Annotated in this window: 10 protein-coding genes and 1 pseudogene; 4 read left to right on the top strand and 7 right to left on the bottom strand. The window is 62.7% G+C overall.

The window, feature by feature from the left end:
* Positions 1-302: 302 nt before the first annotated feature.
* Both AWB67_RS03555 and AWB67_RS03560 read right to left on the bottom strand, forming a co-directional pair.
* Positions 303-2,660: a two-partner secretion domain-containing protein gene (locus tag AWB67_RS03555; protein ID WP_087654857.1), complete on the bottom strand. Its 2,358-nt coding sequence runs from the start codon at positions 2,658-2,660 to the stop codon at positions 303-305.
* Positions 2,661-2,927: 267 nt separating this feature from the next.
* The gene (locus AWB67_RS03560; RefSeq protein WP_087654858.1) at positions 2,928-5,291 is read right to left on the bottom strand and encodes a two-partner secretion domain-containing protein; all 2,364 of its coding nucleotides are present in this window, start codon (positions 5,289-5,291) and stop codon (positions 2,928-2,930) included.
* Positions 5,292-5,658: 367 nt separating this feature from the next.
* Between AWB67_RS03560 and AWB67_RS03565 the strand changes: the two genes are divergently transcribed.
* Positions 5,659-7,068, top strand: coding sequence for an aminotransferase-like domain-containing protein (locus tag AWB67_RS03565; RefSeq protein WP_087654859.1), 1,410 nt, complete (start codon positions 5,659-5,661; stop codon positions 7,066-7,068).
* A 9-nt stretch (positions 7,069-7,077) separates the two neighbouring features.
* Here the strand turns inward: AWB67_RS03565 and AWB67_RS03570 are convergent, their stop codons facing one another.
* The gene (locus tag AWB67_RS03570; protein ID WP_025527841.1) at positions 7,078-7,266 is read right to left on the bottom strand and encodes a DUF2970 domain-containing protein; all 189 of its coding nucleotides are present in this window, start codon (positions 7,264-7,266) and stop codon (positions 7,078-7,080) included.
* A 181-nt stretch (positions 7,267-7,447) separates the two neighbouring features.
* Here AWB67_RS03570 and AWB67_RS03575 point away from each other — a divergent pair, with 181 nt between their 5' ends.
* From AWB67_RS03575 to AWB67_RS41730, 3 genes and pseudogenes are all read left to right on the top strand, one after another.
* Positions 7,448-9,226, top strand: coding sequence for a nitrite/sulfite reductase (locus AWB67_RS03575; RefSeq protein WP_087654860.1), 1,779 nt, complete (start codon positions 7,448-7,450; stop codon positions 9,224-9,226).
* On the top strand, positions 9,223-9,603 hold the full coding sequence (locus tag AWB67_RS03580) for a DUF934 domain-containing protein (protein WP_087654861.1): 381 nt from the start codon (positions 9,223-9,225) through the stop codon (positions 9,601-9,603). The genes AWB67_RS03575 and AWB67_RS03580 overlap by 4 nt, the downstream gene beginning before the upstream one ends.
* 14 nt (positions 9,604-9,617) lie before the next feature.
* Positions 9,618-9,752, top strand: a pseudogene (locus tag AWB67_RS41730) (CoA transferase); the annotation flags it as partial.
* Between the two features lie 184 nt (positions 9,753-9,936).
* On the opposite strand, the gene AWB67_RS03585 reads toward AWB67_RS41730, so the two are convergent.
* The 4 genes from AWB67_RS03585 to AWB67_RS03600 all read right to left on the bottom strand — a co-directional run bounded on the left by AWB67_RS03585 (position 9,937) and on the right by AWB67_RS03600 (position 15,567).
* On the bottom strand, positions 9,937-10,683 hold the full coding sequence (locus AWB67_RS03585) for an alpha/beta hydrolase (protein WP_087655044.1): 747 nt from the start codon (positions 10,681-10,683) through the stop codon (positions 9,937-9,939).
* A gap of 95 nt (positions 10,684-10,778) precedes the next feature.
* Positions 10,779-12,167: an FAD-binding oxidoreductase gene (locus AWB67_RS03590; RefSeq protein ID WP_087654862.1), complete on the bottom strand. Its 1,389-nt coding sequence runs from the start codon at positions 12,165-12,167 to the stop codon at positions 10,779-10,781.
* 80 nt (positions 12,168-12,247) lie between these two features.
* The gene (locus AWB67_RS03595; protein ID WP_087654863.1) at positions 12,248-15,151 is read right to left on the bottom strand and encodes a M14 family zinc carboxypeptidase; all 2,904 of its coding nucleotides are present in this window, start codon (positions 15,149-15,151) and stop codon (positions 12,248-12,250) included.
* Positions 15,148-15,567 (bottom strand): hypothetical protein, encoded by a 420-nt coding sequence (locus AWB67_RS03600; RefSeq protein WP_087654864.1) that lies wholly within the window; start codon positions 15,565-15,567, stop codon positions 15,148-15,150. Before AWB67_RS03600 ends, AWB67_RS03595 begins: the two co-directional genes overlap by 4 nt.
* Between the last annotated feature and the right edge of the window lie 21 nt (positions 15,568-15,588).

Genomic DNA, 15,588 nt, shown 5'->3' on the forward strand with positions numbered 1-15,588 from the left:
CAGCGCGCAACACTCTTTTCGAATTGCCTTACGATTCCAACTTTCGGCGCGCTTTGAGCGGAATTTGATTTCGATCAGAATCGGCGTTTCGAGTCAGACCCCGTTCAGGAACTTGCCTAATTCGCGATGGAGGAAATTTGCAGATTTCTTTAAAGCGAGATTAGCGGCGCTTTAAACAGACGCTCGTTGAGTGATTTTCGAGCGGAAACGGCGAGACGCCGCGCAACGTCACGGCGACCACAAATACGCGAAGTGCATGAAGAGGGATGACGCGCGCCGATCCCTCGACGCGCGTACAGCAGTCAATGCTCGGTCTGCCACCTCAGAACCGGATGCGTTCCGCCGGCCGGTATCACCCAGACGCCGGTGTCTCCGAAGTTCCATGTCGGGCCGAAGCTGGCGGCGGAGCTCATTTGCGCCGTCGTGAGACCGTTCGCGTCAGGAACCGCCGTACCTTCATACACGCCGTTCGTGCGGCCGGTTGTCTGCGTGTCCCAGTACACGTCGCTGCCGATCGTGCCCGTGTTGTAGCGCGTGATGCCGCCGACCGAAGGCGGCACGCCCGACGCAATCGACGTCGACGCGAACGATTCGGTGATCGTCCCGTTGTTGAAGTCGACGAGGCCGCCCGTGCCGAGTCCGCCCGCCGAGCCCGACGCATACGATTGCTGGATCGTGCCTTCGTTCACGCCGACCAAACCGCCCGCACCCGCATGCGCGCCGCCGTTGACCGAACCCGTCGCGTAGGACTGGGTGATGAGGCCGTTGTTCGTCGCGACGAGGCCGCCCAGTTCGCCGGAACCGCTGACCGTGGCGCCGCTGCCCGAACGTTCGATGGTGCCGTTGTTGATACCGACGAGACCGCCCGCGCCTGCGCCGGAGAACGCGTTGACCGGTGACACGTCGCCCGACGTGTACGCGTGCGTGATGAGGCCGTTGTTCATCCCGGCAAGAATGCCGACCGCCGCGACGAACGAATTCGCCGTCGAGTCGATGAGCCCGACATTGCGAACCACACCCGCGCTGCCGATCGTCGAAAAGAGGCCGACGTAGGCCAGATACGAAGGATCGGATTCGTTGTAGCCCGATATTCTGATGCCCTTGATGACGTGATCCATGCCATCGAACTGGCCCTGGAATGCCGTCTGCGTACGGCTGCCGAGCGAAGTGAAATTCGTGGTGGACGCGCTTGCGTCGATGTCCTTGCCGAGCGCGTACGTCCCTGCGAGATCGTTCGAAATGGCGGCGAGATCGTCGACCGTGTTGACGAGTTTATAGGCCGTCAACTGCGTCTTGAGACCGCTGTAGTCCGCGGGCCTCCAGTCCGGATTGCTGCGTATCGTGCCGCCGGTGTAGGTGCCGTTCATGTCATAGAACGCGGAGACGGTGCCCGTGCTCTGCGACCAGTCGATCGTGCCGCCGTTGGTCACGCTGCCGCTGTTGTTGACGCTGCCCGCATCCGCGCGCAAGGTAAGATTGCCGGCGCCCGTGTTGCCGATCGTCGCGAGCGAGCCGATGCTCACCGAGTGGCTCGCGTTCAGCGTGAGCGATGCGTCGCTGCTCCAGCGCAACGTCGTTTGCACTTCGATGTCGCCGCTCGTCGCGTTCACGGTGATCGACGTGCCGCGCGACAGGTTGCTCGCGAGCGCGGCGACGGATCGCGGACCCGCCACGTACGCGGGCGCGGTCACATTCCACTGCGCGGCATCCACGACGCCCTGATCGAAGTCGAATGTATTCGCGCTCGTATCGACGGTGCCGCCGCTGCCGTTTGAATTCGATGCCGAGATATAACCGTGGCTCTGAACCGTGCCGCTATCGGCGACGAGCCACACATGGCCGTCGCGCGTTGCGGTGCCTGTCGCACGCAACTCGCCGTGCTCGCCCGCGAGCGCGTAGATGTTGCCATCGGCGGCTTGCAGGTTGATCTGCGCGGCGCTGATCGTGCCTTTGTTGACCACGTTGCCCTGGCTGCCCACTTGCACGAAGACCTGCTGGCCGCTCGTCGAATCCTTGAGCAACACTTCGCTGCCCGCCGCGAGTTCGACGGTTCCGAGCGGCGCCGATATCGTGCCCTCGTTCACTACAGCCTTGCGCGAGATCAGGAACACGTCGCCCTGGCTCGAACCGATCTTGCCGAGGTTGACGACCACGCCGCAACTATCGCCGGTCAGCGAGAGCGGGCCGCCGTTCATGAACGCGTCGTTGGTGACGTCGAGCGTGGAGGCGACGAAGCGCCCGCCTGTCGTCACGACACCGCTCGTGCCGACCAGCACGCCTTGCGGATTGATGAGGTAGAAGCTGCCTGTGGCATTCAGCTTGCCGTCGATGATCGAACGATCAATGCCCGTCACGCGGCTGAGCGTCGCGCCCGTGCCGTTATTGACCGTCACACTGTTGCCGCTGCCGATCGAAAAGCTGCGCCAGTCGATGACGCCGCGCGTCGTGGTTTGCGTGATGTCGAGGGCAGTGCCGTTCGCGCGAATCGCGCCGGCGCCTGCAACGAAGCTGCCACCATCGGGTAATGGACCCGCATGAGCGTACTGTGTCGCGAACAACATCAATGTGATCACGCGGAGGGGAAACCCTGGCGCAAATAGTCGATGCCGTGGAAGGAAAAAGTCACGCACGGGGATCAGTGCGGTTCGAGCGTGCGTCATGCTTTACTCCAGGGGAGACAGCGATTCTTCTTACGATCGGCCTTAAGTCCCTATTAGTTATAGCAGACCACGCAAAAGCGCACATCTCGTCTACCCCAGCTAAATCGGACATTGTTCACGACCATTTTGACCACCTGTTTCGGACGATTTTTATATTCGTTTCGAGTGGGAATTTCTTCTTCTGAATTTAGCCACATATTGAATACAGAGCGAAACGCATTAAGCGCTTCGCTCTGTTTTCGTCATCGCGCGGTTCGAGAGATTAGCTTATTGCCCGTAGAGCCAGCGAAGTTCCGGCTCGCCATAGCCCGGCGGCAAGGACCACACGCCGGTCGCGCTGAAGTCCCAGGTCGGGCCGTACCGTGCGGGCGTGCCCATCTGCGCGATCGTCATGCCGCTCGAACGCGGCACGGCCGTTCCCGTGCCGACGCCGGCGAGTGCCCCGGACGTCTCGGTGTTCCAGTAGACGTCGCGTGCGATCGTGCCGGTGTTGTTGCCCGCGATGCCACCCGAAGGCTGCGGCCTTGCGCCGGTCGATTCGATTGTCGACGTGGTGAACGACTGGCTGATCGTGCCCCTGTTGTTGCCAACCAGGCCGCCATGATAGTTCGCGCCTTTGACAGCGCCGCTCGAATACGACTGCCCGATTGTGCCGCGATTGACGCCAACGAGTCCGCCGACCTGGCTGCGCGTCCCGCCGCTCGTATCGCCGAGCGAGTACGACTGCACGATGGCGCCGTCGTTCTCGCCGACGAGGCCGCCCGCATCGCCTTGACCCGTCACGACCACGCCGCTCCAGGAACGCTGGATCGTGCCTCGATTCACGCCGACGAGTCCGCCTGCCGATGCACCGGGCGCGGCTCCCATCGTGACGGAGCCTGTCGCGCCCATGTTGACGATGCGGCCGTCGTTCTCGCCGGCGATGAGACCCACCGGCGCACGCGACGACGATGCGGTGCTTTCGACAAGCGCAAAGTTGCGCACGACGCCCGTCTTGCCGATCACGCCGAAGAGCCCCGTGTAGCTTCCCGTCGCCGGGGTGTACACGTTCAGGCCCGAAAGCAGATGCCCCATGCCGTCGAACTGTCCGGAGAACGGATGCGCAGAGCTGCCAATCGAGGGCACGCTGTTCTGCGTGCCGCCGAGATCGAAGCTGTTGCCGAGCGCATAGTCGCCGCCGAGGTTGCCGTTGACGGCCCTCAGATCCGCGATGGAGTTGACGAGCTGGTAGCCCGTGACCTGCGTAACGAGTCCGCTGAAAGGCGCTGCGCTCCACGATGCATTCGTCCTGATCGTGCCCGGCGTGTAGCTGCCGTTCATGTCGTAGAGCGACGATACGATGCCGGTGCTTTGCGACCAGTCGAACGTACCGAGGTTGGTGACGCTGCCGTGGTTGTCGATCGCGTTGGTGTCGGCGCGTAGCAACAGATTGCCCGCGCCCGAGTTTGCGATCGTCGCGTTGCGCGCGAACGCCACCGAGCGGTAAGCATTCAGCGCAAGCGTCGAAGCGCCTTGCCAGCGCAGGTCCGATAGCACGTTGATACCGCCGCCTGACGCGTTCACTGCGATCGATGTGCCGCCCGAAAGATTGTTGGCGAGCGTGGCCGCTGTCGGCTGGTCGATCGTGAACTGTGGCGCGTTGAGGTTCCACTGCGCGGTGCTGACCTTCGCGCCGCTCACTTTGATCGTATCGGCAGACATATCGACCGCGCCGCCGCTGCCGTCCGCGTTATGCGCCGCGATCGTCGCGCCGTGCGCATCGATCGCGCCGCCTTGCGCGACGAGATAAACATGGCCGTCGCGCGTCTCGGTGCCGGTCGCGCGCAGCTCGCCGTGCCTGCCGGCGAGCGCATAGATGTTGCCATCGGCGGCCTGCAGGCTGATCAGCGCCGCATGCACGATGCCCACGTTCACGACCCGGCCGTTGCTCGGCGCCGCGACCGACACCTGCTGTCCATATGCCGAGTCCGTGAGATACACCTCGCTGCCGGCTGCGAATTCGGCGGTGCCGTTGGGTGCCTCGATGGTACCGACGTTCACGACCCGATTGCGCGACACGAGGAACACATCGCCGCCGCTTGAACTGATCTTGCCGAGATTGACCACGGACGCGTTCGAGTTGCCCGCAAGCGTCAGGTAATACGAACCTTCCATGAAGGAATCGTTGTCGGTGTCGAGCGTGGAAGCGACGAAGCGTCCGCCCGTCGTGATCACGCCGGTGCGTCCGACAAGCACGCCTTGCGGATTGATGAGGTACACGCTGCCGGTCGCGGTGAGCTTGCCGTCGATCGTCGACATCTCGCTGCCGGTGACGCGATTGAGCGTTGCGCCGGAGCCGTTGTTGATCGACACGGTACGTCCAGCGCCGATCGAGAAGCCGTTCCAGTTGATGACGCCGCGATCCCCCGACTGCGTGATGTCGAGGTTCGCGCCGTTGCGCGTGATGGTGCCCGAGCCCGCTACGAACTTGCCGTTATCGGGCAAAGGTGGCGCGGCGGACACGCTTGCTGCATGGATGCCCACACTGAGTGCAACCAGGACCGGCAGCGACCGCAGCCTCGAAGGCACGACGCGACCAGCGGAAAAACAGAGCGCAGTTGCGCTCGAGAGACGGTAGTCGGATTGCCGCATAAGCCACTCCAGTGTGCGGATACCCCGAGGTTTATTTCTTTAATAGTTATCGAATACCGTTGTCGCGCAGTGTATCAGAGGGAATTTCATTTTTAAGATGAATTTCGAATGTCGTTGAAGGATAAAAATAAGGGGCGGTTTGCGAGTCGAGACGAAGGAAACCAATGACGGGCGCTGCTTTCCGCGGAGAGCGGCAATCGATGGTTATACCAATTTACAACGGTGGCGTGAGAGAGGACTGGCTAAAATTCTTTAAATCCTGATACAGCGTGACGCGCCTGTCTTGCCCTGCTCGGCCAGGCAAGGCAGTATCGTGGGCTATGTCCCTGCACCCCTACCCCACATGGCGGCAACACGCCCGTCCCGCATGAAGCGCTTCGAGTCGCTGGCCGACACGATGGCAAAGGAAATACGCTCCGGCAGCCTGCCGACAGGCTCCAGACTGCCCTCGTTGCGACACGTCATGGCGCAACATGGAGTCAGTCAATCGACGGTATTTCGCGCCTACTATCTGCTGGAAGACTGGGGGTTGATTCAGGCACGCGAGCGCTCCGGCTACTTTGTCGCGCCGGGCGCTTTAACGCAGGATCGCGTCGCGGCCAGTTCGTCCGCCTCTTCCTCCAAGGTCGAAATATCGGACCTGGTCTTCTCGGTCCTCGATGCAGCGAAGCAGCCTGGCATCGTGCCGCTCGGATCGGCGTTTCCGTCGCCAAAGCTTTTTCCTTTGCAGCGCCTTGGGAAATCGCTCGCACAGGCCGTGCGGATGACCAACCCGTGGAGCACCGTCGTCGATCTGCCGCCGGGCAATGAGCAATTGCGACGTCAGATTGCCTTGCGTTATGTCGGCATCGGTATTGCGCAATCGATCGAGGAGATCGTCATTACCAATGGCGCGCTCGAAGCGCTCAATCTGTGTCTGACGGCCGTCACGCGACCCGGCGACGTGGTCGCTGTCGAATCGCCGGGCTTTTACGCCGCTCTCCAGGCAATCGAGCGGCTCGATCTGCGAGCGGTAGAGATTCCCGTCGATCCCCGCACGGGACTCGATCTCGAAGCACTCGCAAGAGCGCTCGAAGAGCATCCGATCCGCGCATGCTGGTTCATGACCAACTTTCAGAATCCCACGGGGGTGACGCTGACGCCGGAGAAGAAGCAGGCGCTCGTCGCACTGCTCGCGGAGTATGACGTCCCTTTGATCGAAGACGACGTATATGGAGAGTTGCATCACGACCCCGACTATCCGCCGCCTGCGCTGGCTTTCGACAAAAAGGGACTCGTCATGCACTGCAGTTCGTTTTCGAAGACGCTGGCACCGGGCTATAGAGTCGGATGGGTATCGGCAGGCCGCTTCGCCGGGCGAGTGCAGAGGCTAAAGTTGATGACGACGCTTTCCGCAAGCATCCCAGCGCAAGCGGGCATAGCGGACTATCTGCAACACGGCGGCTATGACAAGCACTTGCGCAAGCTGCGCGGTGCCTTTCGCGTTCAACTCGATGCGATGAATGCCGCACTCGCGCACTATCTTCCCGATGGCGCAACATGGTCGCAGCCCAAGGGCGGCTACTTTCTATGGGTGAAGCTGCCGCGCAAGATCGATGTCATGCGACTGCATTTTCTGGCGATCGAACACGGTATCAGCATTGCGCCGGGGCCCATGTTTTCAGCCTCGCATCAGTTCGGCGATTGCATCCGGCTGAACTTCGGTCATCCGTGGAGCGCGGAGACCGGGCAGGCTGTTGAAACGCTTGCGTCGCTCATCGAGCGCGCGGAGCGTTGAGCGCAAGCCTCAATGCGCGATGGTCGTTGCGAGCCTTGCAAGCGTGAACAGCACGGCGCCAAAGCCGCCCGCCAGGACGACCGCGACCAGCGGCAACAGCGACGGCTTCACCGCCGCGATATCCGCCTGATGCGACGCGCGCTTGCGCACGCCGAAAAAACTCCACCCTACGATCCGCATCATTTTCAACAGGTTCATGGCTTCCTCTCCTTAGCGTTCACATGGACATGCTGAATCAAGGGAAGACAGAGCGGAAGCAGCAGTCGGCATCGATTTTTGCGCAGCAGCCATCTGCTGCGCAAAAATCGACTGCATCTGCTGCTTTCCACGATCGGGCTTCGCCTATATCGTCAGCGACTCTACTCGCCCGCGAAACCACATGTACCAGTACACCGAGTTCGATAAAGCCTTCGTGCGCAGCCGCGCTGCCCAGTTTCGCGATCAGCTCGAGCGCTGGCAAACCGGAAAACTGAGCGAAGACGACTTCCGCCCCTTGCGATTGCAAAACGGCTGGTACGTGCAACGGCATGCGCCGATGCTTCGCGTCGCGGTCCCTTATGGGGAGTTGTCAAGCCGTCAACTGCGCGTGCTTGCGAGGATCGCCCGCGAATACGACTCGCCCGAGGACGACGTGTATCGCGCAGCCATGGACGCACAGGGGCTATTGGGCACCACACGGCTGCCGACGCATTACGCACACTTCACCACGCGCACGAACGTGCAATTCAACTGGATCCCTTTGTCGAAGGCGGCGGACGTGATGGACCTCCTCGCCAGCGTCGACATGCACGGCATTCAGACGAGCGGCAACTGCATCCGCAACATCTCGTGCGACGAACGAGCAGGCGTCGCGATCGACGAGGTCGAAGACCCCAGGCCGTTCGCCGAACTCATGCGCCAATGGACGACCCTTCATCCCGAGTTCGCGTTCCTGCCGCGCAAGTTCAAGATCGCGATCACCGGCGCGAGCGAAGATCGCGCGGCGACCGGCTGGCACGACGTCGGTCTGAGCCTGCGATACAACGATCAAGGCGAGTTGGGTTTCAAGGTATCTGTTGGTGGAGGCATGGGCCGCACACCGATGATCGCTCCCGTGCTTCGCGAGTTTCTGCCCTGGACGCAGATCATGAACTACATCGAGGCCGTGGTTCGCGTCTATAACCGCTATGGCCGGCGCGACAACAAGTACAAGGCGCGTATCAAGATACTCGTCAAGGCGGAAGGACAAGCGTATATCGACGATGTAGAGGAAGAGTTTCGCCAGATCGTGGACGACGACGGCGGTCCGCATACGATCGCGCAAGAAGAACTCGATCGGGTACGCGCGTCGTTCGTGCCACCGGTATCGCATGACACTGGGTCGAGTCAAAAGCCCGCTGCAATCGATGCACTGACGCGCGAACACGCACGATTCGGCAAATGGGTGCAACGGAACGTCGCGCTTCACAAAGACCCGTCGATGCGCATCGTTACGCTTTCGTTCAAACGCCTCCATCAAGCGCCCGGCGATGCTTCCGCCGAGCAACTCGAGATCGTGGCCGACTTGGCCGAACTTTACTCGGCTGGCGAGGCACGCGTGACTCACACGCAGAACATCGTACTGCCGTGGGTGCGCACCGAAAATCTGTTCGCACTCTGGCAGGCGGCGTGCGATGCGGGCCTCGCAAGCGCGAACGTGCAATTGCTGACCGACCTGATTTCATGCCCCGGAGGCGACTTTTGCGCCCTGGCCAACGCCCGCTCGATTCCGATTGCCGAAGCGATCACCGAGCGCTATCAGGACCTCGACGAACTCGACGACATCGGCGAAGTGAACCTGCATATCAGCGGCTGCATCAATTCGTGCGGGCATCATCATAGTGGCCACATCGGGATTCTCGGCGTCGACAAGGATGGACGCGAGTGGTATCAGGTCACGCTCGGTGGCTCCGACGGAACCGTGCGCAGCGGCGCACCGCAAGCGGGTAAGGTCATAGGCCCTTCGTTTGCTGCGTCTGAAGTCCCCGATGTCATCGAAGCGATTCTCTTGACGTATCGGGACATTCGAAACACGACGGACCGACGTGAGTCTTTCATCGATACCGTCCGGCGCGTGGGCATCGATCCGTTCAAGGCGGCGGCGAACGCGGCTCGCATGAGTGTGGGAGCCTCGGCATGACGACGACCTCGCCCCGGCTCAAGATTCTCATGGCAAGCGAAAACATCGCAACGCTCGACGAAAATGTGATCACCCTTCCCAACGACGCAGACCCGCTCACCCTGCGCGACCAGTTGCAAGGTATCACCCGCATCGACCTGCATTTTCCGCAATTCACCGATGGCCGCGCCTATAGTCAGGCGTATCTGCTGCGTCGCAGGCTGCGCTTCACCGGCGACCTTCGGGCAACCGGCGACGTACTGATCGATCAGCTTCTTCAAATGGAACGCATGGGATTTTCGAGCGCGGTTCTGAAAGATGGTCTCGATATCGCCGATGCCGAGAGTCAATTCGCTCGCTTTCCCGGGTTCTATCAAACGGGCTTGAGCATCGGCTGACGCCCTCGACACAGGGTGACATCCCGGCACTCTATCCGCCGGACGTGGCGCCGTCCGAAGAACCGCGTATGGATGCTGTGCCTGCGCTTGGACAGCACATCGACGCTATCCTGCGCGAGTTGGGCTACAGCGATGCGACGATCGGCTAAATGCGTGGGTCGGCGCCGTGTGATGCGAAGTGCAGTAGTCAGATCGTTAAAGGTCGGAAGGAGCGGCCCTCAGCCTGTTGTACACGAGCTTCATCGCCTTCTCCAAAATCCTCTGAGCCTTCATTGGAATCGGAGAACGCCGCAAACGCCAATATGAGTTGCCTCTGCCCGCTATAGGTTCTTCCTAGGACTTCACAAGTAGGAACGTAACCGCGTCGCGCCACCAGTCCTCACCGACCTGGGCGGCCCAATCGTTATGCCCTGCTGCCTTAACGACCGTCAGCTTCTTCGGCTCTGGCAAGGCATCATAGAGCGCCGTGCCGAAGCGCGGCGGAACGATGCTGTCGCGCTCGGCGATAACGACGAGCACCGGCTTGCCGTAAGAAGTGAGGTGAGACGCGCTGTCGTAATGATCCTGAAGCAGCCACTTCACCGGCAGCCAGGGATAGTGGAAAGCCGCGACATTCTCCAGCCGGTCCCACGGCGTGATGAGCAGCATGCCCGCTGTCTTGTCGCGTTGACGCGCGCCGGCAGCCGCCGCCACGCCGCTCCCAAGCGATTCACCGATGAGCAACACCGGCGCGCCGTGCAGACGATGAGCCAGCGCTATCGTCTCTTCTGCATCGGCGACCAGAGACTTTTCGCCCAAGGACCCGTCACGCGGACCGTACCCCGGATACTCCGCGAGAATCACGCGAAGCCCGAGGCGCGTCAGGACCGTCGCGTAAAACTCCCGGTGGCCGGCATGCCCCGCGTTACCATGGAAGACGATCGCCGTCGCACGTGCAGGCTCGTTCGGCTCCGCCACGAGCCCGCGAAAATCCTGCGGCGACGGCCACGCGCGAAGCCCGTCGGAGAGCATGTCATCGACGTGAACCTTCTGTGGAAAATAAAGAAGATGATTCTGGAACACCGCAATACCCGCGAACATGATCAGACAGGCAATAGCAACACGCAGCGCTGCCCCGGCGAACCTGATCGGCCTGAAACGGAACGACGCCAGCAGCAGATTCAACGCTGCATCCCCTAAAAAACCTTCCCGGGATTGAGAATCCCCAGCGGATCGAGCGCCTGCTTGATCGCCCGCATCGACTCGATGTCCGTCTCCGAGCGGCTCAGGTGCAGGTACTCCTTCTTCTTCACTCCGATCCCGTGCTCCGCCGAAATCGACCCGTGAAACTCGCGCGTCACGTCGTAGATGACCCCGTCGATGTCATCGTGATCGTGCTTCCCCAAGCCCGGCACATCGACGACGATGTGGATATTGCCATCGCCGAGATGCCCATAGACGAGGATCGCAGCCTCCGGCCATCGCTCGCGCAGCCGCGTCTCGCATTGCGCCGCCGCCTCGCCGACTTGCGCGATCGAAAAGCTCACGTCATAGGCGGCGTGGTTCGGGATGAACCGCTGATACTCGCCCGGCGCATCGCGGATCGCCCAGAAGGCTTGCGCATGCGCGTCCGACGAAGCGATCGCCGCATCACTCACGACACCTTCCTCGAGCATCGTCCCGAGGAATTCCTCGAAGGCGTCGCTATGACGGACCGGGTCCGTGCCAACGCTTTCGAGCAGCACGTAAAACGGATGCGGTTCGCCAAGGGGCGCACGCAGGTTAGCGAGGTTGCCGAGCACGGCATCGTAGTAACCGGCCCACATCACCTCGAACGCCGACACGCCCGGCGCGAGCCCTGCCTGCGCGCGCGTCAGCAATGTGGTGACCGCGTCGAAGCCAGGCAGCCCGCACCACGCCGTCGCGGTTGCAGTCGGCTTGGGACGCAAGCGCAGCACCACGCGCGTAATGACCGCGAGCGTGCCTTCGCTGCCGATCAGCAAGTGGCGCAGATCGTAGCCGCTATTGTTCTTGATCATCTTGTTGAGCCCGCCGACGATCGCGCCATTCGCCGATACCGCCTCCACGCCCAGCACCTGATCGCGCATCATGCCGTACTTGATGACACGGTTTCCTCCGGCATTCGTCGCCAGGTTTCCGCCGATGGTGCAACTGCCGCGCGCGCCGAGATCGAGCGGAAAGTAGAAGCCTGCAGCGCTCGCCGCTTCCTGGACCACCTGAAGCGGCGTGCCGGCTTCGACCGTCATCGTGCCCGACACGGTATCGATCTCGACGATCCGGTTCATGCGTTCGAGACTCAGCGCGACCTCGCCGCCGCGCAGGTTCGCGCCGCCGACGAGGCCCGTCAGCCCGCCCTGCGTCACGACCGGTTGCGCATGGCGCGCGCAGATCGCGAGCGCCGCGGCGACCTCGTTCGTGTCGCGCGGGCGGATGATCGCGAGCGGCACCGCGCCCGGCAATCCGCTCCAGTCCTCGACCCTGCGATCGCCGAACTCCTCGGGCAGCATCACCACTTGCGCGCCGAGCGCTTCCCGCAATGCGATCACTCCTTCGCTCACTGCCATGTTTTGTCTCCGTGTTGTGTGGCGTCATTCGCGCTCGCTAGAGCCTATCACCAGAACGCGTATCGGCCACACATCACGGATCAGCCGCCACCTTTCTTCTGCTTCTTCAAACACTCGGCGAGCCGTTGCGCATCGATGCCATAGCGCTTCATCAGTTCCCTCACGCCACGGTCTTCGAGCAGGCATTGAATGACGCCGCTACAGCATTTGTCGCCATCGTCGCCGGTACCCGAACGCGGTGGCGGATCGTCGCCGCCCGCCCATACGCCGACCGTGCGCACCTGCTCGCGCATGAACGGCACGCCCGCGAAACTCCGGCCACGCGCGACGTAGCGGAACACGTAGACGCCCGCAGCGGGCGCGTCCGTCTGCGCGATGAACGCGCCCGGCCCGGCATCGGCGAGCTGCACGATACTCATCGCGCCCGCCGGGTCCGTCGCTTCGACGATCACGGAAGCGGGCCGGTCCAGCGGCAAATCAAGCTGTCGCAACGTCACGCGATGATCGATGACGGTCGCGGGCACAGGCCGCCGCGCGCTCGCCTCGGCGGTCATCGTGAGCGACGAGCGCGCCTGCACCGTGACGCTGAACGGCACGCCATGCGACACCACGCGGCTACGATCGACGTCGAGGTCGCGTTGCACGTCGCCGATACCCGGACCTGTGCCGCCACCCAGTTCGAGCCGTGCGTACCAGCGCCCGGCGTGCGCCGAATGCGTCGGCCAGATCGCCGGCAGCGAGAGCCGGTACGCATCGAGCCCCGTGCCCGGCACGAACGACGAATCGACGAGCGACGCCACCGATGCCGGATCGATCAGGTCGCCCATAGGCGTCTCGACGCGAAAGTTCAGCAGGCGCCGCAGCGGCGAAAGCAGGACGACGTCGGTCGACGTATCGGCCTCGGTGAGATCGAACGGAATGCGCACAACGTCGCGCCCGCTCACATACCCTTCCGGATCGACGACGATCTGGCTGTTCACCACGCCGCTCAATATCTGCAGGTAATACTTCGCGACGCGAAACTGCTCGGATGCGCCAAGCGGCCCTGTCAGCATCAGGTAGCCGCCGGTATTGTTCACGAGCTTCGACAGCGCAACCGGGTTCAATTGCCCGACCGTGCCGAGCCCGATCGCGAACACGCGGTCATCGATTTTCGAGGCGATATCGGCGATGAACTTCGCGGTGTTCTCCTCGCCATCGGTGAACACGACGACCGCCTTCTTCGCATAGGCCGCCGCGCCCACGAGGCTGTCGTGCGCGAGCTCCACGCCATCACCGATCGACGTGCTGCCCAGCGGGTTCGTGAGATGGCTCGAAATTGCGCTCTTCGCCTGCACGCGTCCGGTGCCGAAGCCCACCGGCCCCGCCTGCGTTACGGCGAGCCGCAGCGCCGCGTCCTGGTCGAACGCGACCACGCCGATGCCGTCCGTGTCGCCGAGCAGTTCGACGAAGGTCGGCGCCGCGTCGTGCAGCACGTCGATGCGCTTCTTGCCCGGAATGCCCGACGGATCGTCCATGCTGCCCGAGCGATCAAGCACGAGCATCGACGCTACATTCGGCTTGACAATCGCATTCGCCGTGATCGGGATGACCCACTGCGCGCCCGTCTGCGGGCACGAGACGGTCACGCTGCCTGCCGCGCTCGTACCGGCCGCGCCGGCCTTGTAGCTGACCCAGAGGCGCACTTCGCGAGTGGTGGCATCGGGCACGGCTGGCAGCGAGAGCAGCCCGCCGAACGGCAGGCCGAGCGTGCCCGGCCCCGACGTGAGAGCCGGACCGGCGGTCACCTGGAGCGTCAGCGGCTGGCAGCTTTGCGCGGAGAACACGAGGGCGCGAGCGGTTTCGGTTCCCGCCGGAATATCGACGAACGAGAGCCGCGTGTTGAGCGGACCGACCGCGATGACGCCGCCCGCGCACGGCGCCGCCGCGCAGAAGTCGATGAGCGCCGCCGAGATGTCGTCGATGATCAGCTCCATCTCGCTCCACGCTGGATGAAAGCGCGTGCCCCACTCGATCACGAAGCCGTAGGTCTTGGCCTTTGCCGGATTCAGCCAGTGGCGCGCGTAGACGTAGTCGTCGCTGGCACCGGATGTCGGATAGAGGCCGTACGACGGCTCGGCGGTGTAGCTGCGCCCGCGTACCGCGGTGATCGCCGCCTTCATGCGGTTGGCGAGCGCGGCGGCCACGGCTTCGTCGTCGCTCGGGATGTATTCGGCGTAGACGTCGTTCCTCACGCCGCGCTTGCCGTCCCATGCGACGTTGCGGAAGTTCATTGCGGGATCGTTCGACTGGTTCTGGTCGTCGCCCCAGTTATAGAGGATCAGCTCCGAATAGCTGTGGACGTCGATGAACCAGCGCGTGCGCGGCACCGCGTCGACGAGCCATTGCACGTTGCGCGTCTCGGGCTCGGAGAAGGCGCCCGTGCCATGAAACGTCTCGTCGGCCGGATCGGACGATGCGCCCGGTGACGACGGCGCCATCTTGCTCGCAAAGTCCCATAGAAAATCATAGTTACGATTGATATCGACACCGATCCGGTTCGGATCGCCGCCGCTCGACGCCGTATTGCGATTCTTGCGCCAGCCGTTGAGGATCGCGGCATCGTGCTGCTGGCTGTAGAGACGGCCATCGGGATTCACGAGCGGATAGACGACGAACTCGAGCGTGTTCACCATGCCTTGAACCGTCGCCGCACTGAAGGTCTTGCCGCCGTACTGCAGGCCCGCGCTGTTCGTGTAGGCCGAGAGCAGGTCCGTCGCGAAGTTGATGAGGATCTCGCAACTGCCCCACTCTCTCGCATGAACGCCGCCGATCATCATGACGGCGTCGCGTGTGCCGAAGCCGCCGTTCGAGATGCGCAGCGCGTGGCTCGCGCGTCTTTCGATCGACGGATTCGGCAACGCGACGAGGCTTGTCAGCGCGGGATACGCCCCCGCGAGATTTGCAATGGCCGATTCGACTTCGACGATGTTGAGATAGCTCATGATGGCTTCCTCAACAGCACGCCGCGGCCTGTCGGCAGCACGGCCGGGTCTTCGAAGCGATTGCCGCTGCCGACTTGAGGCGGGCCTTCGTCGGCCATGTCCGAAGCGTCCGCGACGATCTCCAGCCGCACCGCATCGTTGCGCTGCGCCGCCTTCGCGACGCTGTCTTTCATCAGCACGTGCGCGGTGGCGATGCCTTCCTTGTTCACGCGCGGACCGGCGCAGGCGAACTCCATCGGCGTGGAATCGATGAAGCGTTTAAGTTCATCCGCGTTGGCCGAGATGAGGCGCACTTGCACCATTGGATCGTCGGGCTGAGGAATCTGCGTGTCTTCCTTCGCGTCAGCCTTCTTGCGAGACGCCTTGCGGGTTGCGGGGGCGCCGGTTTTCTTCCCCGGGTTCGATTTGCTGACCATGCCGACCTCCGATCGTCGTGA

It is taken from the genome of Caballeronia terrestris (assembly GCF_001544515.1).
In the GTDB taxonomy this organism is placed as follows: domain Bacteria; phylum Pseudomonadota; class Gammaproteobacteria; order Burkholderiales; family Burkholderiaceae; genus Caballeronia; species Caballeronia terrestris.